The organism is Microbacterium sp. (assembly GCF_047602155.1).
Classification (GTDB): Bacteria; Actinomycetota; Actinomycetes; order Actinomycetales; family Microbacteriaceae; genus Microbacterium.
Genome location: NZ_JASGHZ010000001.1, coordinates 2,117,322 through 2,137,498, shown reverse-complemented (window position 1 = coordinate 2,137,498; position 20,177 = coordinate 2,117,322). Strand labels below are relative to the sequence as shown.

Sequence of the window (20,177 nt, the reverse complement as noted above, 5' to 3'; positions counted from 1 at the left end):
CCCTACGTCAGCGGTTACTGCGCCGCGCGGGCGATTTCGGCGAGGTGCGCACGGCTCAGCCGGGCGCCGATGCCCTGCACGATCTCGTCGACGTGGCCGACGGCGTACACGTTGACGATCGGCGCGACGACGGCGCGCTGCGCCAGCAGCCAGGCGATCGCGACGGCGGCGGTCGGGATCGACAGTTCGGCGCCGATGCGGTCGAGCGCACGCAGGGTCCGCGTGCCGCGACGGTTCATGGATGCCGCGAGCTGGACGCCGCGCACCGACGCGGCGACCCCGGAGCGGTTGCGGAAGGCACCGGCGAGGTAGCCGTGCTCGAGCGCCTGCGACGGGGTCGCGGCGATGCCCTGCGCCCCGGCGACGAGGCGCAGGTCTCCATCGAACGCCTCACGGCGCAGCACGTTGTAGGGCACGTCGAGCACCGTCAGGCGCGGGTATCCGGCGGAGGCGAGGATGCGCGCCTCGACCAGCTGCGTCGCCGTGTGCCCGTACGAGCCCAGAGCGCGCACCTTGCCCGACTCGACCAGCCACTCGGCGGTGGCGAGGGTGTCTTCCAGCGCCGTCGTCGTGTCGGCCGTCGCGTCGAGGTACAGGACGTCGATGCGGTCGGTCTGCAGCCGGGTCAGCGACGACTCGACGGCGCGGATGAGGTTCACGGGGCCGAGGCCCGGGTGGTCGGGACTCGTGCCGATGCGCACCCCGAGCACCGTGTCGTCGCGCACGCCGCGCGCGCGCAGCCACTGCCCGATGATGTGCTCGCTGCGACCCGCCGCGTAGCCGTCGGAGGTGGCGATCGCGTTGCCGCCGCGCAGGAAGTAGGCGTCGAGGATCGCGTGGGCGGCGGCGAGATCGACGTGCCAGCCGAACTCGCCCCCGCCGAGGATGAACGGGAACACGCGCAGGCCGGTCTCGCCGAGTGCGACCCGCACGGCGGCGCCGAGCGGCATCCCTTGAACGGGGATCGGCTCGGAGGGGTGGGCGGACCGCCACTCGGCGCGCGTGGTCGCCGGCGCTGTGTCTGCGTCGGTGAAAGCCATGCGTCACCCCCGTTACGTAGTACCGAGGGTAGGGCAGCGCCGGAAACACGTGGCCGATTGAGGCGGCCCGGCGGTAAACATTCCATAACGCTTTGGCCACGGCATCCCTCGGGACCGGATTTTGTCCCCCATCTGGGGGACAATGCCGCGAAATGACGGATGCCCGTCCCCTCCGAGACGGGAGAGGGACGGGCATCCGTTTCGCTTCGACCGAGCGGGTCAGCCCTCCGCGGGCGCGTCGCCGGGGCCTTCGCTGGCGGCAGCGGAGCCCTCCTGGTCGGCGGCCTCTTCGAGCACCGGCTCGAGCGACAGCTTGCCGCGGTCGTCGATCTTGGTGATGCGCACGAGCAGCTTCTGGCCGACCGAGAGCACGTCGCCGACGTCCTCCACGCGCTTGCCGCCGGCGAGCTTGCGGACCTCGCTGACGTGCAGCAGGCCGTCCTTGCCGGGCAGGAGCGAGACGAACGCGCCGAACGTCGCGATCTTCACCACGGTGCCGAGGAACTGCTCGCCGACCTCCGGGTTGGTGGGGTTGGCGATCGCGTTCACCTGGGCGCGGGCGGCCTCGGCCGACGGGCCGTCGACGGCGCCGATGTACACCGTGCCGTCCTCCTCGATGGAGATGTCGGCGCCGGTCTCGTCCTGGATCGCGTTGATCGTCTTGCCCTTGGGGCCGATGAGCTCGCCGATCTTGTCGACCGGGATCTGCACGCTGATGACGCGGGGGGCGGTCGGAGCCATCTCGTCCGGGCCGTCGATGGCGGCGTTCAGGACGTTCAGGATCGTGAGGCGCGCCTCCTTGGCCTGCGTGAGCGCGGCCGAGAGCACCGACGACGGGATGCCGTCGAGCTTCGTGTCGAGCTGGATCGCCGTGACGAACTCGCTCGTGCCCGCGACCTTGAAGTCCATGTCGCCGAGGGCGTCCTCGGCGCCGAGGATGTCGGTCAGCGCCGCGTAGCGGGTCTGGCCGTCGACCTCGTCAGACACGAGGCCCATCGCGATGCCGGCGACGGGGGCGCGCAGCGGCACGCCCGCGTTCAGCAGCGACAGCGTCGACGCGCAGACCGAGCCCATCGAGGTCGAGCCGTTGGAGCCCAGCGCCTCGGAGACCTGGCGGATCGCGTACGGGAACTCCTCGCGGCCCGGCAGCACCGGCACGAGGGCGCGCTCGGCGAGGAAGCCGTGCCCGATCTCGCGACGCTTCGGCGAGCCGACGCGGCCGGTCTCACCGGTCGAGTACGGCGGGAAGTTGTAGTGGTGCAGGTAGCGCTTGTGCGTCACCGGCGACAGCGAGTCGATCTGCTGCTCCATCTTGAGCATGTTCAGCGTCGTGACACCCAGGATCTGGGTCTCGCCGCGCTGGAAGATCGCCGAACCGTGCACGCGCGGGATGACCTGGACCTCGGCATCCAGCGGACGGATGTCGGCGAGCCCGCGGCCGTCGATGCGGACACCCTCGGTGAGGATGCGGCCGCGGACGATCTTCTTCGTCACCGACTTGTAGGCGGCGGAGAACTCGGCGGCAGCCGAGGCCGGCAGCTCCCCCGCCTCGACGGCGGCGGTCAGGTCGGCCTTGACGCGGTCCTTGACGGCGTCGTCGGCGTTCTGGCGCTCGATCTTGTCGGCGATCTGGTACACGCCGACGAGGTCGTCGTACGAGCGGCCGGCGACGAAGTCGTAGACCTCCTGGCTGTACGCCGGGAAGACCGGGTACGGCTGGATCTCCTTGGCCGCCGTGTTCGCGACGACGTTCTGCGCGGCGCACAGTTCCTTGATGAAGGGCTTGGCGGCCTCGAGACCCTCGGCCACGACCTCTTCGGAGGGCTTGACGGCGCCGGAGCGGATGAGGTTCCAGCTGCCCTCGGTCGCCTCGGCCTCGACCATCATGATCGCGACGTCGCCGTCGGGCAGCACGCGGCCGGCGACGGTGAGGTCGAACACGGCCTCTTCCAGCTGCGTCACGTTCGGGAACGCGATCCACTGGTCGGCGTGCTCGCCGTGGCCCGGGATGAGCGCGAGGCGCACACCGGCGATGGGGCCGAGAACGGCAGACCCGAGATCTGCGTCGACAGCGACGCGGCGTTGATCGCGAGCGCGTCGTAGAACTCGCCCGGGGCGATGCTCAGGACGGTGACGACGATCTGCACCTCGTTGCGCAGGCCCTCGACGAACGACGGGCGCAGCGGGCGGTCGATGAGACGGCAGACGAGGATCGCCTCGGTCGAGGGGCGGCCCTCGCGGCGGAAGAACGAGCCGGGGATCTTGCCCGCGGCGTACGAGCGCTCTTCGACGTCGACGGTCAGCGGGAAGAAGTCGAAGCCCTCACGAGGGTGCTTGCCGGCGCTCGTGGCCGACAGGAGCATCGTCTCCTCGTCGAGGTAGGCGGCGACCGAACCCTGCGCCTGCTGCGCGAGGCGTCCGGTCTCGAAGCGGATGGTGCGGGTGCCGAAGCGTCCGTTGTCGAGGACGGCTTCGGCGGCGGTGATTTCAGGACCTTCCAAGAGGTCTCTCCTTCTTTGTTTAGACTCGCACGCGCGTTTCGCGCACGAGATCGTGCGAAGGAGCAGGAACAGGCAGATCCAGACGCGCGACGACACCGCGGTGCGGTGTCTTGCGAGGGTCAGCGCTGGTCACCAGTCGAAGATCACTATCCGAGATAGGAACCCACCACAGGGGACCAGCTTCCTGCCGGCCTGCTCCAGTCGCCGCGGAAGATCCACGGCAACCTGCACAAGCCTACCAGCCGGCCGCCAGGGGAGGCTGAGCGCGCCCCGCATCGCGGTGCCCGCCCGCCTGTCGCCCGCCGACGGGGCCGCTGCCTCCGCCGCGCCGGTGCGCTCGGTGGCGTCGCGGTCGCGCGTGGTGCGTGCCAAACGCAGGGTCAACCGCACCGAAACCGGCCCGGAGCGCACCGCGACGTCGTCTCACCCTGCGTTTGGCACGCGGACGGGGCGCAACCGGCGGCTACTGCCCCGGAACCGCAACGTCCTGGTACGGCGCGGGGCCGGCGAGGTTGTCGCCGCGGTTGGCCCGGGGGGTCGCCTGCCGGGCCGGGCCGTCGCCGTAGGCGGCGTTCACGCGGCCCGCGTGCGTGGGCGCGTCGGGCACCGATGGGGGCCGGTTCTGCGCGAGCTCCGTGCGCAGCACCGGCACCACCTCGCCCCCGAGGAAGTCGAGCTGCTCGAGCACCGTCTTCAGCGGGAGCCCCGCGTGATCCATGAGGAACAGCTGGCGCTGGTAGTCGCCGAAGAGGTCGCGCATGCCGGCATAGCGGTCGATCACCTGCTGCGGCGAGCCGACGGTCAGCGGCGTCAGCTCGCTGAAGTCCTCGAGCGAGGGCCCGTGGCCGTAGACCGGGGCGTTGTCGAAGTAGGGCCGGAACTGCGCGACGGCATCCTGCGAGGTGCGCGCCATGAACGCCTGACCGCCGAGGCCCACAATCGCCGTCTCGGGCGCGCCGTGGCCGTAGTGCTCCCAGCGCTGGCGGTACAGCGCGATGAGGCGCTGGTAGTGCTCGGCGGGCCAGAAGATGTTGTTCGCGAAGAACCCATCGCCGTAGTAGGCGGCCTGCTCCGCGATCTCGGGGGTGCGGATCGAGCCGTGCCAGACGAACGGCGGGACGCCGTCGAGGGGCCGAGGCGTGGCGGTGAAGCCCTGCAGGGGCGTGCGGAACGTGCCCTCCCAGTCGACGACGTCCTCGCGCCACAGCTTGTGCAGGAGCGCGTAGTTCTCGATCGCGAGCGGCAGTCCCTGGCGGATGTCCTTGCCGAACCACGGATACACCGGGCCGGTGTTGCCGCGGCCGAGCATGAGGTCCATGCGTCCGCCCGACAGGTGCTGCAGCATCGCGTAGTCTTCGGCGACCTTGACCGGGTCGTTCGTCGTGATGAGCGTCGTCGAGGTCGACACGATGATCCGGCTCGTCTGCGCGGCGAGGTAGGCGAGCGTCGTGGTGGGCGAGCTCGACCAGAACGGCGGATTGTGGTGCTCGCCGAGGGCGAAGACGTCGAGTCCGACCTCTTCGGCGTGCCGTGCGATCGTCAGGGTCGCCTGGATGCGCTCGGCCTCACTCGGCGTGTGCCCGGTCGTCGGATCCTGCGTGATGTCGCTGACCGACATGATGCCGAACTGCATCTGCGGGGCGGTGGTCTCGCTCACTTCTCTGCTCTCCTCCGGATGCCACGGCATCCAATGTATTCATTTGAATGTATCTCATGAAACGCGGCCAGCCCCAGGTTATTCCCGGCAAATGTCGCGAGTAGGGTGACTGGCGACATGAGCGATCCGGCACACCCCCGCACCGGCACGACGGCGACCCGCCGCGTGCCCCTGTGGGACAACGCGCGCTTCGCGTGCATCGTGCTGGTCGTGCTCGGCCACGCGATGCAGCGCCTCACGTACGACAGCGACATCGCACTCGGGCTCTACCTGTTGATCTACGCCTTCCACATGCCGGCGTTCGCGATCATCTCGGGGTACTTCTCGAAGTCGGACTCGCCCGGCCACCGCCAGATGGCGCGGATCCTCACCGACATCGTCGCGCCGTACATCGTCTTCGAGGGACTGTGGACCCTGACGAAGTGGCTCGTCGAAGGCGCCGCCAACCCCAACCCGACCCAGCCGTCGTGGACGCTGTGGTTCCTGATCGCGCTGGCGATCTTCCGCCTCGTGCTGCCGTACCTCGCGCTGCTGCGCTGGCCGCTGTTGTGGACGGTCGTCATCTCCATCTCGGCCGGCTACTGGACCAACATCGACTCGACGCTCTCGCTGTCGCGCACGCTCGGGCTGCTGCCGTTCTTCACGCTCGGCTGGTGGCTCGCCGACCGCGACATCGTGCGGCGGTTCGATCTCATCCGTCGCGGCCGGCTGTGGGTGCGTGTCGGCGCGGTGGCGCTGTTCGCCGTCACGGGCTTCGCCGCGTGGTACTTCGCCGATCTCTGGCGCACGGCGGGCCTGCGCCAGTGGCTGTTCTACGACGCGAGCTATCAGGACCTCGGCGGCCCCTGGTGGTCCGGGGCCGTGCGCCTCGCGCTCATGATCGTCGCCCTCGTGCTCAGCGTGGCCTTCTTCGCGCTCGTCCCGCGCAGCGGATACTGGTGGACCCACTTCGGGCAGTTCACGATGTACGTCTACCTGCTGCACTCGTTCGTGCTGTACCCGTTCCGCGAAACGGGACTGCTCCGCAGCGCCGAGCCGACCTGGCTGTGGCTGCCGGCCGTGATCGTGGCATCCGTGCTCATCGCGCTCGCCCTCGCCACCAAGCCCGTACGCACCGCGTTCCGCCCGCTCATCGAGCCGCGGCCCGCGTGGCTGTTCGCCGACTCCACTCTCGCCGGTCGCGAGGGCCGCCGCAGCGACCCCACCGGTTCGCGCCGCCCCCGCGACGCCCCGCGCGCCTGGTGAGGGGAGACCGGCATCCTTCGCGCGCCTCCGTGCGCGGCGCGTGGGGAACCGGTCTTACGCGGAGAGCTCGACGACCGTCGCCTGCTGCGGATTCTGCACGGGCGGGCGGATGCCGGCCACGGCCAGCTGCCGACCGGTGAGCACGGTGTCGTGGTGCGCCCAGCGCAGCGGCGACTGCGCGGGCTGGTGCACGATGCCCCCGGGCGTGACATTGCGCACCCGGTAGGCGCGGTCGGGGTCGAGACCGGGCAGGCGGATGCGCCCGCTCGGCGACGCGGGCAGCGTCTGCAGCTGGGTGAGGGTGAAGAAGGCCGCGGTGCGATCGGGCGAGACGACACCCCGCACGTCGAGGCCCGCGTCGGCGACATCGACGTTCACGAGGCGCCCGGTCGCCACCAGCGGGCGCACGCGCCGCGCGAGGGCGACCCACTGCGCGATGGCGCTGCGCTCGTCGGAGGTCAGCGTCGTGACGTCCCACTCGATGCCGAAGTGGCCGAACAGCGCCACGGCTCCGCTGAGCGCCAGCGACACGGTGCGCCCCGACGAGTGCACCGTGGGCGTCGTGAGGTGCATGCCGATCATCTCCGGCGGGACGACGAGCGCCGTGTAGCGCTGGTTGGCGAGGCGCTCGTTCGGGTCGAGGCTGTCGCTGGCCCAGATGCGGTCGGTCCGCTCCAGGATGCCGAGGTCGACGCGGGCGCCGCCGGACGCGCAGCTTTCGATCTCGAGCCCCGGATGCCGGTCCTTGAGCTCGTCGATCAGCCGGTACACGGCCTGCGTGTGCGCGTGGACCCGTGACGAGCCTCCCGGCCCCGATCCGGCGTCGACCAGGTCGCGGTTGTGATCCCACTTGAGATACGCGATCGGATACTCGTGCAGCAGTGCGTGCAGTCGCTGCGCGATGTGCGCGTAGGCCTCGCCCCGCGACAGGTCGAGCACCTGCTGCTGGCGCGCGGAGGGCGGCAGCTCCTCGCGCCCGCGCAGGATCCAATCGGGGTGCGCCCGGGCGAGTTCGCTGTCGGGATTGATCATCTCGGGCTCGACCCAGAGGCCGAACTCCATGCCCAGCGCGGTGACCCGATCGGCGAGCGGATGAAGGCCGGCGGGCCACAGCTCGCGGTCGACCTCCCAGTCGCCGAGGCCGGCGGTGTCGTCACGCCGCCCCCGGAACCAGCCGTCGTCGAGCACGAATCGCTCGACCCCGATGTCGCTGGCGGTCGCGGCAAGGTCGAGGAGCTTAGGCAGCGAGTGGTCGAAGTACACCGCCTCCCACGTGTTGATCGTGATCGGACGGGGGCGACGCGGGTGCTGCGGGCGCGCGCGCCACTCTTCGTGGAATCGCGCGGCGAGCTGGTCGAGCCCGTCGCCCCACGAACCGAACAGCCACGGGCTCGCGTACTCCTCGCCCGGCCCGAGCACCAGCTCGCCGAGCGCGAGCAGTTCGCCGCCGGCCAGGAACGCCTCCCCCGTGGTGACGCGTTCGGCGAGCACGCGCTGATTGCCGCTCCAGGCGACGTGGATGCCGTGGACCAGGCCGCCCTCGAACCCGAACCCGGCCCGTCCCGCGGCCAGCAGCACCGTGGCATCGGCGCCCGGGCGCCCGCGCCGGCTCTCCCGCAGGTGCGTCCCGAAGGTGAATTCGTGTCGCTGCGGCGAGCGCTCGCGCAGGTGACGCCCGGTCGTGTCGAGCAGCTGCGTGGCATCCCACGGAACCGGCAGCGACGGCAGGAGCGCCGAGACGGCGAACGGCGCGTCGTGCTCGTTGCGCACGACGAGGCGGTGCCGCAGCAGCCCGCACGCGCCGATCGCGAACTCGGCCCGCAGGCCGACGCCGGCCTGCTCGTCGAGGAGGGCGATGGTCGCCGAGGATGCCGAGCTGTCGATGGCCGCGACGGAGAACCGCAGGCTCACGGCGGCGCCGCCGCGTCCGCCCTCGATGGCCGGTGTCCCGAGCCAGCCGTCGGCGGCGGTCGCGGCGATCGACAGGCGAGCGGTCTCGTCGAGTCCGCCCGAGACTCGCTGGGGCAGGGCCGCGATCGCGAGCGACGCCAGCTGCGCGGCATCGGCCGGTCCCAGGTCCGGCCCCCAGTGCACGAGGGCGGGGGCGCCCGGCGAGGACGCATCGATGACGAGGCTCGTGCCGCCTCGGCGCAGGTGCAGCACGGGGCGATCCGGCACCGGGCCGTGCTCTCGGGGGCGACTGCTCGTGGAATCAGACATAGATCGATGGTTACACGAGTAACAGCATTCGGGCAACGACCGGTTCCGTCGACGTGCGATCCCGGGCCGGCGCGCGGTCCGGCGCCGGACCGCGGGCCGGCCACTCGCCTAGGATGATCCCGTGGACCGCGCTCCCCGTTCCGGCAGGCCCGCCGCCAAACGCAGCGACGTGGCCCAGCTCGCAGGGGTGAGCACGGCCGTCGTCAGCTACGTCGTCAACGGCACCAAGAACGTCTCGCCCGAGACGACCGCGCGCGTGCGCGAGGCGATCGACCTGCTGGGATACCGGCCCAATCGGACCGCGCGCGCACTGCGCCTCGGGGCGAGCGAAATGCTCGGCATGGTGCTGCCGGATGCGACGAACCCGTACTTCGCGATGCTCGCGCGCGCCGTCGAAGAGGCGACCGCCGAGCGCGGGCTCACCGTGCTGACGGCGAACGCGAACGGCTCCCTCGAGACCGAGAACCGCCGCCTCGAGCACCTGGTCGATCGCGGGGTCGACGGCGTCGTGCTGTGCAGCACCGTCCTCGACCCCGATCTGCGCCCGCTCGTCGGGGCCGGCATCCCCACGGTCCTGCTCAATCACTGGGCCGACGTCGCCGGCGTCAGCACCGTCGGGGTCGACCTCTGGGAGGGCGCTCGACTCGCCGTCGAACACCTGGCCGGTCACGGCCTCGACCGCATCGGCCTGGTGATCGGCACGAACGTCGGGCACGTCCTCGACCCGCGCGAGGCGAGCTGGCGGCACACCGTCGCCCGGCTGGGACGGGGCGAGGGGCCGATCGTGCGCGAGCCGTTCACGCCGTGGGGAGGCTACGCGGCCGGCACGAAGCTGGTGACGGGCGGCGACCTGCCCCCGGCGCTGTTCGTCAGCTCCGATCGCCAGGCCCTCGGACTGCTGCGGGCGCTGCACGAGGCCGGCATCCGAGTGCCCGAAGACGTCGCGATCGTCTCGCTCGACGGCTCCGACGACGCCGCCTTCAGCTGGCCGCCGCTGTCGACGGTGGCGGCGCCCGTCGAGGAGATGGCGCGCGTCGCCGTCGCCGCGCTCATCGAGGGCGCAGGGGCGACCGCGCGACATGTGCTCCTGCCGACGCTCGTGTGCCGCGCCTCGTGCGGCTGCACGCCCGCACGCCGCGCGACGGCCGCCGCGCGGTAATCCTGCGCAACACTGCACGACACAGACCCGGCATCCGCCTAATCTCGACGCATGTCGCACGCACGCCTCGATGTGAACCTGCCCGTCCTCGACCTGTCGCAACTCGACGCCGGCCCGCAGGCCGCGGCCGCGTTTCGCGACGACCTGCGCCGCGCGACGCACGAGGTCGGCTTCTTCTATCTCACCGGCACGGGTGTCACGCCCGAGCTCGAGGCGCGGCTGCATCGCACCGCGCGGGCCTTCTTCGACCTGCCCGAGAACGACAAGCTCGCGATCGAGAACGTCAAGAGCCCGCACTTCCGCGGCTACACGCGCATCGGCGGCGAGCGCACGCAGGGCAAGGTCGACTGGCGCGAGCAGATCGACATCGGGCCGGAGCGGCCGGTCGTGACGGATGCCGGGGCACCCGACTTCGCCCGGCTCACCGGACCGAACCTGTGGCCGGAGGCGCTGCCCGAGTTGCGCGAGGTCGTCGACGAGTGGCAGGACCATCTCGCCGGCGTCGCCCGCACGCTGCTGCGGGCGTGGGCGCTCGCGCTGGGGGCGGCGGAGAGCTACTTCGACGAGCACTTCGGCGAGCCGTCGACGCTGCTGAAGATCGTCCGCTACCCCGGCTCCGCCGACCCCGAGCCGCAGCAGGGCGTCGGCGCGCACAAGGACTCGGGCGTGCTGACGCTGCTGTGGGTCGAGCCCGGCAAGGGCGGCCTGCAGGTGCAGCGGGACGGCGAGTGGGTGGATGCTCCCCCGGTTCCCGGCGCGTTCGTCGTCAACATCGGCGAGATGCTGGAGTACGCCACCGGCGGCTACCTCATCGCGACCAACCACCGGGTGGTCTCGCCGCGGTACCCCGACGACCGCATCTCGGTGCCGTACTTCTTCAACCCGGCCCTCGACTCGCGCCTGCCGCTGATCGACCTGCCCGCCGAGCTGGCCGCCCAGGCCCGCGGCGTGACACAGGATCCCACCAACCCGATCCACGCCCGCTACGGCGAGAACGCGCTGAAATCACGCCTGCGCGCGCACCCCGACGTCGCCGAGATCTGGCACGCCGACCTGCTCGCCGGCCGCGGCTGACGGCGCCGGCATCCGTCGGCTGACGGCGCCGGCATCCGTCGGCGAAAACAGGAGATCGTTCCAGAACAGGACGCCTGCCCGGGGTTTCGTCCTGTTTTCGCACGATCTCCTGTTTTCGTGCGCGGATGCCGGTACACCGGAAGCCGCGGGCGGCATCCCCCGACGACGAAGGCCGCCCCACCGGGGGCGGCCTTCTCAAGAATGTTTTGCGCGATTGAACGCTGAGCGCGGTGCTTAGCGGCGCAGCCCGAGACGCTCGATGAGCGAGCGGTAACGGTTGATGTCGACCTCCTGCAGGTAACCCAGCAGGCGACGGCGCTGACCGACGAGCAGGAACAGGCCACGACGCGAGTGGTGGTCGTGCTTGTGCTCCTTGAGGTGCTCGGTGAGGTCCTTGATGCGCTGCGTCAGCATCGCGACCTGCACCTCGGGGGATCCGGTGTCACCGGGGTGCGTCGCGTACTCTTCGATGATCGCCTTCTTGACGTCTGCATCCAGTGCCATAGGTGATCCCCTTTCTCCTTGTTGCGCGGTGCCCGACGCCTGATGCGTGGGCTCTCTTTCTCCGCGGCCGATCCAACGGCAACCTGAAGAGTCTACCAGCCCCTCGCCCCGCCCGCCGACCCCGCGCGAACCCGTAGGCTCGACGCGTGCAGCTCTCCGTTCGCGTCAAACCCGGCAGCCGCAAGGGGCCACTCGTCGAGGAGGATGCCGAGGGTCTCGTCGTCTTCGTGCGGGAGCGTGCCGTCGACGGCGCCGCCAACGACGGGGTGATCGCGGCGCTGGCCGCCCATTTCCAGGTGCCGCCGCGCGACGTCGAGATCCTGCGCGGACATGCCTCTCGCCGCAAGCGCGTCGAGGTGGACCTGTGATGGCGCGCCTGCGCCGTGACCACTTCATCGACCTGCGGCCCCTGACGACGAGCCCGCCGTTCGCCCGCATGTGGATCGGCTCGACCCTCGCGGGCCTCGGCGGGCAGCTGACGCTCGTCGCGATCATGCTGCACATGTACGAGCTCACGACCTCCACCTTCGCGGTGTCGATGATCGCCGTCGCCGGGCTCGTCCCGATGATCTTCGCCGGGCTCTACGGCGGCATGCTGGCCGACGCCTTCGACCGCCGCCGCGTCGCGCTGATCGCGGCGACCGTCACGTTCACCTCCACGACGCTGCTCATGGCGCTCACCTGGACGGGAACCGCATCGGTCGCGTGGCTGTACGTCCTCGCGGTCGTCAACTCCGCCGCCAATTCGGTCGTGATGGCGGCGCGGTCGGCGATCGTCCCGCGCCTGATCCCCGCCGAGCTGCTGCCGGCGGCATCCGCGCTCGGCGGCATCACGTCGGGGATCATGGTGTCGGTCGGGCCTGCGGCGGCGGGCCTGCTCGTCGCGTTCACCGGCTACGGCTGGACGTACACGATCGACGTGATCATGATGTCGGCGCTGTTCCTCGGCCTGTGGACGCTGCCCCCGATCACGCCCGAGGGCGAGATCGTGCGGCCCGGGCTGCGCTCGCTCGCCGACGGCTGGCGGTTCCTGCGCCGCGCCGGAAACATCCGGCTGCAGTACATCCTCGACATCACCGCGATGACGTTCGGCCAGCCGATCGCGCTGTTCCCGGCGATCGGGGCGCTGCTGCTGGGCGGCGGGGCGATCACGACCGGCATCCTGACGGCGGCGTTCGCGGTCGGCGCGTTCTTCTCGAGCCTGTTCTCCGGCCCGGTCGGGCGGTACCGCTGGCACGGCCGCGGCATCGAGCGGGCGATCATCGTCTACGGCGCGGCGATCGTCGCGTTCGGCGGCGTACTGGCGCTCGCCGCACTGGGCGTGTTCGCGCCCGCCGTCGTGGGCGAGACCTCGGCGAACATCGCGCTGCTGCTGCTGGCCGCGCTCACGCTCGCGATCGCCGGCGGCGCCGACAACGTCAGCGCGATCTACCGCAGCACGATGATGCAGGCCGCCGTGCCCGACACGATGCGCGGCAGGCTGCAGGGCGTGTTCATCGTCGTGGTGGCCGGCGGCCCGCGCGTGGGCGCGCTCTATGCGGGCGTGCTCTCCACGTTCACGGCGCTGTGGTTCCCGCCGCTGCTGGGCGGATTCGTCATCATCGCTCTCGTCGCGCTGCTCGTGCGCCTGAATCCGCGCTTCCGCGCCTACGACGCAGCACACCCGGAGCCCTGAGGCCCCGGGTGCGCTGGCATCGCCGGATCAGGACTGCAGCGAGCCCTGCAGGTCGAGGGTGATGGTGACGTCCTTGCCGACGAGCACGCCGCCGGTCTCCAGCGCGGCGTTCCAGGTCAGGCCGAACTGCTCGCGGTCGACGACGGCGGTCGCCGTCGCGCCGGCCTTGTAGTTGCCCCACGGGTCGGTGCCGAAGCCGCCGAACTCGACGGTGAACGTCACCGGCCGGGTGACGCCGTGCATCGTGAGGTCGCCGTCGACGAGGAAGTCGCCGCCCTCGTAGCGCACGCCGGTGGAGACGAAGTCGATCGTCGGGAACTGCTCGGCGTCGAAGAAGTCGGCCGAGCGCAGGTGCGTGTCGCGACCCTCGTCCTTCGTGTCGATCGAGGCGACATCGGCGGATGCCGTCACGCTCGCCTCGAGCGGGTTCTCCGGTGCGACGATGGTCGCGCTCTTGATCGCGAACGCGCCGCGCACCTTCGAGATCATCATGTGGCGCACGCTGAACGACACCTCGCTGTGGGCGGGGTCGAGCACCCAGGTGCCGGTCTTGTAGCCGGGGATGTCGAGGGCGGTGGTTTCGGTCATGGGTTTGTCCTTCCGGGATCGGTCTCCCCGGCTTCAACGCCTCCCGCGGTGGTCTATTCCCGCGAATACAAAAAGCCGCTCGCCTGTCATGAATCGCGCCCTGAGGCGACAGTTCGTGACAGGCGAGCGGTGTCGCGGAGGGTGGCTCAGCCGACGGCGAGCAGGTCGATGATGAAAATGAGGGTCTTGCCGCCGAGGAAGTGGCCGCCAACCGGGCCGTAGGCCAGGTGCGGCGGGATGACGAGCTCGCGGCGGCCGCCGACCTTCATCCCCGGGATGCCGTCCTGCCAGCCCTGGATGAGCCCGCGCAGCGGGAACTGGATCGACTCGCCGCGACCCCATGACGAGTCGAACTCCTCGCCGGAGTCGTACTCGACGCCGGCGTAGTGGACGGTCACGGTGTCGCCGGGCTTCGCCTCGGCGCCGTCGCCCACGATGATGTCGCGGATGACGAGGTCGGCGGGGGCGGGGCACTCGGGCGCGTCGAACTCGGGCTTGGTGCGGTCGTCAGTCATGTCTCCATCCAACCATGGCGGGGTCTTGACGACGACGGCCGACCTTTGGCACCCTGGATGCAGACCAGCTCAGCGCTCGGGAGACACGCCGGCATCGCCGCGGCACCGAGCGCTGAGTTCTGTTCATGCCAGGTATCAGCAGAGCCACCCCGTGCCGCGAGATAGCCTGGATCAATGCGTTTCGCCCATATCGTGCTGCCCGAGACGGACGAACCCCAGCTCGTCGCCATCCGCGCCGACGAGGCGATCGCCGTCGCGGCGCTGTTCGACGGGGCGCCGCGCACGCTGCAGGCGCTCATCGACGGCGGCGACGACCTGCTCGATCGGGTGCGGTCGGCATCCGCCTGCGCCACCGGCGTCCCGTGGGCGGGGCTCGCCTTCGGCCCGGCGGTGCCGACTCCCCCGGTCATCCTCGCGATCGGCCTGAACTACGCCGCACACTCCAGCGAGCTGGGTCTCACGCTCGACACCGCCCCGACCGTCTTCGGGCTGTGGCCGAACTCGCTGTCCGGCCATGAGGGCACGACGACGTGGCCGCGCAGCCTCAGCGAGTCGATCGACTACGAGGCCGAGCTCGGCGTCGTCATCGGCCGCCCGGCACGGGATGTGGCGGCATCCGACGCGCTCTCGCATGTCTGGGGCTACACCGTGGTCAACGACATCACGGCGCGCGACATCCAGTTCTCCGAGGCCCAATGGTCGCGGTGCAAGTCGTTCGACGGGTTCACGCCGAACGGACCCTTCGTCGTGACGGCCGACGAGATCGACGACCCGCAGGCGCTGCACATCTGGACCGTCGTCGACGGTCGCACGGTGCAGGATGCGTCCACGGGCGGGATGATCCGCTCGGTGGCGACGCTCGTCTCCTACCTGTCACGCTCGGCGACCCTGCTGCCGGGGACGCTCATCTCCACCGGCAGCCCCGGCGGCGCGGGCTACTCGCGCGACCCGCAGATCTTCCTGCGCGACCGGTCGACGGTCACGGTCGGCATCGACGGCATCGGCGAGCTGACGACCCACTGCCGCATCCTCGGCTGAGGCGGCGCTCGAAGCCCGGCCCCGACAACGACGAAGCGCCGACGACCGAGGGCGCCGGCGCTTCGCGCACGCGGTCAGTCGCAGGTGATGGTCGCCCCGTTGTCGAGCTGCCACACGCCGGTGCCCAGCTGGTTGCAGGCCTCCTGCACCGAGTTGACGGCGACGACGGCGGTCACGATCACGCCGATGATGACGAGGGTGCCGATGACGGTGAAGATCCACCCGAGGATGATCGCGACCTTCGCCGGCGTGTTCGGCACGCCCGCCTTCTTGCTCTGCGAAGCGGCGACATAACCGAGGATGAGGCCGATCACGGACGAGAAGAACGTGACGATGAGCGCCACGATGCCGAGCGTCTTGCCCGGAACGGCGGCCGCGGGCTGGCCCGCGTAGGCGGAAGCCGCGTTGTACCCGGAAGCCTCGTTGTAGGCGGGGGCGGCCGGGGGCGCGTACGCCGGCGGAGCGACGGGCGGCTGGTAGGCGGGCGGCACGGCGGCCGCGGGGTCGACGGGCGGCTGGGGGGCAGCCGGGGTGTTGGGATCGGTCATCGTGGGCCTCTCTCTGGTGTCGTGATGACGGTCCCCTCGACCGTACCGGTACCGGCACCCCGCCCGCGAGTGCCGGGCCCGGCGCGCCCCGGCGCGAGACTCAGACCGCGGGGTCGTCGGCGAGGAGGTCACTCGGCGGCCTGCACGATCGGGATGGCGGCCGTCACGGCCTCCAGCCCCGACAGACGCGCGGGCGAGAGCTGCTTGTCGACCTCGTCACGCGACATGAGCCCGGCCTCGACGACGAGGTCGGCGACGCTGCGGTGCGTGAGCAGCGCCGTCTTGGCCAGCGCCGCCGCGGCGGCGTAGCCGATGAACGGCGTCAGCGCCGTCACGACACCCACCGACGAGCCGACCATGGCGCCGAGCCGCTCGCGGTTGGCGGTGATGCCGTCGACGCAGTTGATCCGCAGGGTCCGCATCCCGCGGCGCATCCAGGTGATCGACTGGAAGATCGAGTGCGCGATGATCGGCTCGAACGCGTTCAGCTGCAGCTGCCCGCCCTCCGCCGCCATCGTGACCGTGAGGTCGGCGCCGGCGACGGCGAAGGCGACCTGGTTGAGCGCTTCGGGGATGACGGGATTGACCTTGCCGGGCATGATCGAAGACCCCGCCTGCATCGCCGGGAGGTTGATCTCGCCGAGCCCGGCCTGCGGACCCGAGGAGAGCAGGCGCAGATCGTTGCAGATCTTCGAGAGCTTGATGGCGTTGCGCTTGAGCGACGCCGAGAACGACATGAACGAACCCGTGTCGCTCGTGGCCTCGACGAGGTCGTCGGCCGACTCCAGGTCGAGGCCGCTGATCTCGCGCAGCTGGCGCACGACCGCGGCCCGGTAGCCCGCGTGCGTCGTGATGCCGGTGCCGATCGCGGTCGCACCCATGTTGACCTCGATGAGCAGGCGCGCGTTCTCGGTGAGCCGCGTGTGGTCCTCGCCGAGAGTCGTCGCGAAGCCGTGGAACTCCTGGCCGAGCGTCATCGGCACGGCATCCTGCAGCTGCGTGCGCCCGATCTTCAGCACGTCGTGGAACTCCACCGCCTTGTTCAGGAACGAGCCGCGCAGCAGGTCGAGCTCTTCCAGCAGCGACTTCAGGTCGAGGCTGAGCCCGATCTTCACGGCGGTGGGGTACACGTCGTTGGTCGACTGCGAACGGTTGGTGTGATCGATCGGCGACAGGTAGGCGTAGTCGCCCTTCTCGCGGCCGGCGATCTCCAGCGCGATGTTGGTGATGACCTCGTTCGCGTTCATGTTCGTCGAGGTGCCGGCGCCGCCCTGGATGACGCCGACGACGAACTGATCGTGGAACTCGCCGTCGATCACGCGCTGCGCCGCGCGATCGATGAGGTCGGCGCGTCCGGCGTCGAGCACGCCGATCTCCTTGTTGGCCCGCGCCGAGGCCTGTTTGACCATCGCGAGCGCGACCACGAGGTCGGCGTACACCGAGATGGGACGACGCGAGATCGGGAAGTTCTCCAGCGCCCGTGCGGTATGGATGCCCCAGTAGGCATCGGCGGGGATCTTCATCGATCCCAGGGAGTCGGTCTCGGTGCGCGTCGTCGCGTCCAGTGCCATGGGTGTCCGTCCTCGCGGGTCGTCATCGTCGCCGGGCGTCTTCGAGCCTATCCGCTCGCCGCCGGCCCGGGACTGTACACGGCGTACAAGAGGTACGGGAGCACCGCCGCTGCGGCCAGCACGTCAGCGCTTGCGCGAGAAGCGCTCGAGTCGCTCCCGCGGGCTGAGCGCCGCCAGCTGCTCGTACCACTCGGGTGAGAAGACGTCGCCGGCATCCGCCGCGACGACCGGGACGACGGCGTGCGTGATCGTGTCGTCGTAGACGTGCACGAGGTGGAACGACTGGCCGGCATCCATGCCGTTGACGGATGCCGGCGGCCGCGCGAGGTCCATCGTGTAGCACGTGGCGGCCGCGACGCTGACCGGAACCCCGGCGAAGGTGCCCGACGTCGAGTAGTGCAGGTGCCCCGCGAGGATCCCGCGCACGTCGGTGCCCGCGATGACCGCGGCCAGCGGCGCGGCGTCGCGGAGCTCGAGGATGTCGAACAGCGGCACGTGGCTCGGCAGCGGCGGGTGGTGCAGCGCGAGCAGGGTGCCCAGCGGCGCTCGCGTGGCGAGCTGCTCGGCGAGCCAGTCGAGCTGCGCCGCGTCGAGGTCGCCGTGGTGCCAGCCCGGCACCGTCGTGTCGAGGGCGATCACCCGCAGCCCGCCGAGGTCGTGCACGCTCGTGACGGGCGCCTGGGTGGGCGCCGCATCGAACAGGCCCTCCCACAGCGCCGGACGCTCGTCGTGATTGCCGGCGACCCACACGATCGGGGCGCCCAGGCGCCGGGCGACCGGCTCGACGGCGGCGCGCAGGTCGCGGTAGGCATCCGGCTCGCCCAGGTCGGTGAGGTCGCCCGTGAAGACGATGGCGTCGGGACGGATGCCGAGGCGCTCGACGGCGGCGAGGGTCGCCCGCAGGTTCGCCGCCGTGTCGTACCGGCCGCCGAGGAGACGATTCCGTCCCAGGAGGTGGGTGTCGCTCACGTGCACGATCGTGCGCAGCGCGGGGGCGTGACGGCCGAATTGCACAGGCATGGCGTCAGCCTACGACTCCCCTCCGACGCGGGTCGGCATCCGTGCGGTCAGCGCCCGGCGACGATCAGCACGAGCCCCGCGATGACGGCGACGCCGCACAGGCCGAACGAGGCGCAGGCGCCGGCGAGCGCGAGCCGCTTCTGGCCGTCGGTGAGGGGGCTCTTCTTCGCCGCCTTGGCGGCGGCCTTCGCGGCCTTGCGGGCCTCGGCCTCGGTGATGACGGTGATGGCGTCGGTGAACTCGGCGGGGGCGACGACGGGCGCCCGGCCCGCGCGCACGAGCATCCGCAGCCCGATCGCATAGAACCCGACGACGAGCACGGCACCGGCTAGCGCGGCGGCGAACACCTGTACGAAGGCGAGCCAGTCGATCGTGATGTCCATCACCGGCCGCCCTTCTTGCCGGCCTTCGCGGCCGCCTTCTGCTCGGCGGCCTGCTTCGCCGCCGCCTTCTGCGTCGCCTTGCGCTCGGCGCGCTCCCGCGCCTCCTGCTCGGCCTTCAGGCGCGCCTGCTCGCGCGCGATCGCGCGCTGACGGCGGGTCGGCGGCGCCTTGCGCGGCACCTTGACCGCGAGCCCCGAGTCGGCGACCTCGCTCATGGCGTTCGACGAGTCGACGTGGGTGTGGCGCGACCGCAGGAACAGCCCGACGATGATCGCGACGGCCAGCACGGCGTCGATGAGCACGCCCCATCCGCCGAGCCAGACCACGAGCAGCGCCGCCAGCGCGCCCACGGCCGCCGACGCCGGCAGCGTCAGCACCCAGCCGATGGCGATGCGCCCGACCATGCCCCAGCGCACCTTCGAGCCGCGGCGCCCGAGCCCCGAGCCGATGACCGAACCCGACGCGACCTGGGTCGTCGACAGCGCGAAGCCGAGCGCGCTGGAGGCCAGGATGGTCGCCGCCGTCGAGGTCTCCGCCGAGAAGCCCTGCGCCGGCTTGACGTCGGTGAGACCCTTGCCGAGGGTGCGGATAATGCGCCACCCGCCCATGTAGGTGCCGAGCGCGATCGTGAAGGCGCACGCGAGAATCACCCAGAGGTGCGGATCGGTCTGATCCGAGCTCTGCCACCCCGCCATGATCAGGGCGAGGGTGATGACGCCCATCGTCTTCTGCGCGTCGTTCGTCCCGTGCGCCAGCGCCACGAGCGACGACGTGAAGATCTGCCCCCAGCGGAAGCCGTCGCGCCCGTCGGGCTTGCTGTCGTAGCGCCGCGTCAGGGCGTACGCGAGGCGCGTGACGACAAACGCGATGACCCCGGCCGTGAACGGCGCGATCAGCGCCGGCAGCACGACCTTGCTGAGCACCATGCCGAAGTCGATCGCCAGGACGCTCGCCCCCACCAGGGTCGCCCCGATGAGACCGCCGAACAGGGCGTGCGACGAACTCGACGGCAGCCCCAGCAGCCACGTCAGCATGTTCCAGGTGATCGCGCCGATCAGGCCCGCGAAGATGATCGGCAGAAACGCGAGCGGCTCGATCTGATCTTCGCGGATGATGCCGTGCGAGATCGTCTTCGACACCTCCGTCGACAAAAACGCGCCGACGAGGTTCAGGCCGGCGGCGAGCATGACGGCGACCTTGGGCTTGAGCGCACCGGTCGCGATCGGAGTCGCCATCGCATTGGCGGTGTCGTGGAAGCCGTTCGTGAAGTCGAAGAACAGCGCCAGCGCGATCACCAGCACGACGATGAGGGCAGCGGTTTCCACAGTTCGCTTTCGTCGGAGTACGTGTGAGGGGGCCGATGCGATCGGCGGTGCGAACGAAGAGTTCACCGTGGGTTCATGCTCCGGCAACCGGGCAGGAAAATCCTCCCACATCCC

The 20,177-nt window shown here is 70.8% G+C and carries 17 protein-coding genes and 1 pseudogene; 6 read left to right on the top strand and 12 right to left on the bottom strand.

All coding sequences use genetic code 11. From position 1 onward, the window contains the following. Nucleotides 1–14: 14 nt before the first annotated feature. The 3 genes and pseudogenes from QM720_RS09630 to QM720_RS09620 form a co-directional block, all read right to left on the bottom strand. A complete protein-coding gene (locus QM720_RS09630) occupies nucleotides 15–1,040 on the bottom strand; it encodes an aldo/keto reductase (protein WP_415125970.1) in 1,026 nt (341 codons plus the stop codon). 219 nt (nucleotides 1,041–1,259) lie between these two features. Then, nucleotides 1,260–3,541 (bottom strand): annotated as a pseudogene (locus tag QM720_RS09625) (polyribonucleotide nucleotidyltransferase). Between the two features lie 463 nt (nucleotides 3,542–4,004). Further along, a complete protein-coding gene (locus QM720_RS09620; RefSeq protein ID WP_415127882.1) occupies nucleotides 4,005–5,174 on the bottom strand; it encodes an LLM class flavin-dependent oxidoreductase in 1,170 nt (389 codons plus the stop codon). A 141-nt stretch (nucleotides 5,175–5,315) separates the two neighbouring features. Here QM720_RS09620 and QM720_RS09615 point away from each other — a divergent pair, with 141 nt between their 5' ends. Further along, nucleotides 5,316–6,443 (top strand): acyltransferase family protein, encoded by a 1,128-nt coding sequence (locus QM720_RS09615; protein WP_415125968.1) that lies wholly within the window; start codon nucleotides 5,316–5,318, stop codon nucleotides 6,441–6,443. A 54-nt stretch (nucleotides 6,444–6,497) separates the two neighbouring features. Here QM720_RS09615 and QM720_RS09610 read toward each other — a convergent pair whose 3' ends face one another. Then, nucleotides 6,498–8,663, bottom strand: a complete 2,166-nt coding sequence (locus tag QM720_RS09610; RefSeq protein ID WP_415125966.1) for an alpha-galactosidase — start codon at nucleotides 8,661–8,663, stop codon at nucleotides 6,498–6,500. Between the two features lie 121 nt (nucleotides 8,664–8,784). Here QM720_RS09610 and QM720_RS09605 point away from each other — a divergent pair, with 121 nt between their 5' ends. Then, the gene (locus QM720_RS09605; protein WP_415125964.1) at nucleotides 8,785–9,822 is read left to right on the top strand and encodes a LacI family DNA-binding transcriptional regulator; all 1,038 of its coding nucleotides are present in this window, start codon (nucleotides 8,785–8,787) and stop codon (nucleotides 9,820–9,822) included. A gap of 51 nt (nucleotides 9,823–9,873) precedes the next feature. Beyond that, nucleotides 9,874–10,896, top strand: coding sequence for an isopenicillin N synthase family dioxygenase (locus QM720_RS09600; RefSeq protein WP_415125962.1), 1,023 nt, complete (start codon nucleotides 9,874–9,876; stop codon nucleotides 10,894–10,896). Nucleotides 10,897–11,130: 234 nt separating this feature from the next. Here the strand turns inward: QM720_RS09600 and rpsO are convergent, their stop codons facing one another. Continuing rightward, complete coding sequence (gene rpsO, locus QM720_RS09595; RefSeq protein ID WP_415125960.1) at nucleotides 11,131–11,400, bottom strand: 30S ribosomal protein S15; 270 nt, start codon at nucleotides 11,398–11,400, stop codon at nucleotides 11,131–11,133. 146 nt (nucleotides 11,401–11,546) lie between these two features. On the opposite strand from rpsO, the gene QM720_RS09590 reads away from it, so the two are divergent. Together QM720_RS09590 and QM720_RS09585 are read left to right on the top strand one after the other, a co-directional pair. Further along, entirely contained in the window at nucleotides 11,547–11,768 is a 222-nt protein-coding gene (locus QM720_RS09590) for a DUF167 domain-containing protein (protein ID WP_415125958.1), read from the top strand. Continuing rightward, complete coding sequence (locus QM720_RS09585) at nucleotides 11,768–13,075, top strand: MFS transporter (RefSeq protein ID WP_415125956.1); 1,308 nt, start codon at nucleotides 11,768–11,770, stop codon at nucleotides 13,073–13,075. Before QM720_RS09590 ends, QM720_RS09585 begins: the two co-directional genes overlap by 1 nt. 27 nt (nucleotides 13,076–13,102) lie before the next feature. On the opposite strand, the gene QM720_RS09580 is transcribed toward QM720_RS09585, so the two are convergent. Both QM720_RS09580 and QM720_RS09575 read right to left on the bottom strand, forming a co-directional pair. Further along, the gene (locus QM720_RS09580; protein ID WP_415125954.1) at nucleotides 13,103–13,663 is read right to left on the bottom strand and encodes a YceI family protein; all 561 of its coding nucleotides are present in this window, start codon (nucleotides 13,661–13,663) and stop codon (nucleotides 13,103–13,105) included. A gap of 146 nt (nucleotides 13,664–13,809) precedes the next feature. Continuing rightward, nucleotides 13,810–14,178: an FKBP-type peptidyl-prolyl cis-trans isomerase gene (locus QM720_RS09575; RefSeq protein ID WP_415125952.1), complete on the bottom strand. Its 369-nt coding sequence runs from the start codon at nucleotides 14,176–14,178 to the stop codon at nucleotides 13,810–13,812. Between the two features lie 174 nt (nucleotides 14,179–14,352). On the opposite strand from QM720_RS09575, the gene QM720_RS09570 reads away from it, so the two are divergent. Next, nucleotides 14,353–15,216, top strand: coding sequence for a fumarylacetoacetate hydrolase family protein (locus QM720_RS09570; protein ID WP_415125950.1), 864 nt, complete (start codon nucleotides 14,353–14,355; stop codon nucleotides 15,214–15,216). A 74-nt stretch (nucleotides 15,217–15,290) separates the two neighbouring features. On the opposite strand, the gene QM720_RS09565 is transcribed toward QM720_RS09570, so the two are convergent. From QM720_RS09565 to QM720_RS09545, 5 genes are all read right to left on the bottom strand, one after another. Then, nucleotides 15,291–15,764 (bottom strand): DUF4190 domain-containing protein, encoded by a 474-nt coding sequence (locus QM720_RS09565; protein ID WP_415125948.1) that lies wholly within the window; start codon nucleotides 15,762–15,764, stop codon nucleotides 15,291–15,293. Nucleotides 15,765–15,892: 128 nt separating this feature from the next. Then, the gene (locus QM720_RS09560; protein ID WP_415125946.1) at nucleotides 15,893–17,335 is read right to left on the bottom strand and encodes an aspartate ammonia-lyase; all 1,443 of its coding nucleotides are present in this window, start codon (nucleotides 17,333–17,335) and stop codon (nucleotides 15,893–15,895) included. A gap of 123 nt (nucleotides 17,336–17,458) precedes the next feature. After that, nucleotides 17,459–18,355 (bottom strand): phosphodiesterase, encoded by an 897-nt coding sequence (locus QM720_RS09555; protein WP_415125944.1) that lies wholly within the window; start codon nucleotides 18,353–18,355, stop codon nucleotides 17,459–17,461. Nucleotides 18,356–18,402: 47 nt separating this feature from the next. Continuing rightward, nucleotides 18,403–18,738, bottom strand: coding sequence for a peptidase (locus tag QM720_RS09550; protein WP_415127880.1), 336 nt, complete (start codon nucleotides 18,736–18,738; stop codon nucleotides 18,403–18,405). Then, nucleotides 18,738–20,063, bottom strand: a complete 1,326-nt coding sequence (locus QM720_RS09545; RefSeq protein ID WP_415125942.1) for an inorganic phosphate transporter — start codon at nucleotides 20,061–20,063, stop codon at nucleotides 18,738–18,740. The genes QM720_RS09550 and QM720_RS09545 overlap by 1 nt, the downstream gene beginning before the upstream one ends. Between the last annotated feature and the right edge of the window lie 114 nt (nucleotides 20,064–20,177).

Excerpts from the sequence above, each read along its gene's own strand:
- QM720_RS09615 (WP_415125968.1), top strand. The coding sequence starts at position 5,316 with ATGAGCGATCCGGCACACCCCCGCACCGGCACGACGGCGACCCGCCGC.
- QM720_RS09550 (WP_415127880.1), bottom strand. The coding sequence starts at position 18,738 with ATGGACATCACGATCGACTGGCTCGCCTTCGTACAGGTGTTCGCCGCC.
- QM720_RS09570 (WP_415125950.1), top strand. The coding sequence starts at position 14,353 with ATGCGTTTCGCCCATATCGTGCTGCCCGAGACGGACGAACCCCAGCTC.
- rpsO (WP_415125960.1), bottom strand. The coding sequence starts at position 11,400 with ATGGCACTGGATGCAGACGTCAAGAAGGCGATCATCGAAGAGTACGCG.
- QM720_RS09560 (WP_415125946.1), bottom strand. The coding sequence starts at position 17,335 with ATGGCACTGGACGCGACGACGCGCACCGAGACCGACTCCCTGGGATCG.
- QM720_RS09580 (WP_415125954.1), bottom strand. The coding sequence starts at position 13,663 with ATGACCGAAACCACCGCCCTCGACATCCCCGGCTACAAGACCGGCACC.
- QM720_RS09555 (WP_415125944.1), bottom strand. The coding sequence starts at position 18,355 with ATGCCTGTGCAATTCGGCCGTCACGCCCCCGCGCTGCGCACGATCGTG.
- QM720_RS09630 (WP_415125970.1), bottom strand. The coding sequence starts at position 1,040 with ATGGCTTTCACCGACGCAGACACAGCGCCGGCGACCACGCGCGCCGAG.
- QM720_RS09575 (WP_415125952.1), bottom strand. The coding sequence starts at position 14,178 with ATGACTGACGACCGCACCAAGCCCGAGTTCGACGCGCCCGAGTGCCCC.
- QM720_RS09610 (WP_415125966.1), bottom strand. The coding sequence starts at position 8,663 with ATGTCTGATTCCACGAGCAGTCGCCCCCGAGAGCACGGCCCGGTGCCG.
- QM720_RS09585 (WP_415125956.1), top strand. The coding sequence starts at position 11,768 with ATGGCGCGCCTGCGCCGTGACCACTTCATCGACCTGCGGCCCCTGACG.
- QM720_RS09620 (WP_415127882.1), bottom strand. The coding sequence starts at position 5,174 with ATGCAGTTCGGCATCATGTCGGTCAGCGACATCACGCAGGATCCGACG.
- QM720_RS09600 (WP_415125962.1), top strand. The coding sequence starts at position 9,874 with ATGTCGCACGCACGCCTCGATGTGAACCTGCCCGTCCTCGACCTGTCG.
- QM720_RS09565 (WP_415125948.1), bottom strand. The coding sequence starts at position 15,764 with ATGACCGATCCCAACACCCCGGCTGCCCCCCAGCCGCCCGTCGACCCC.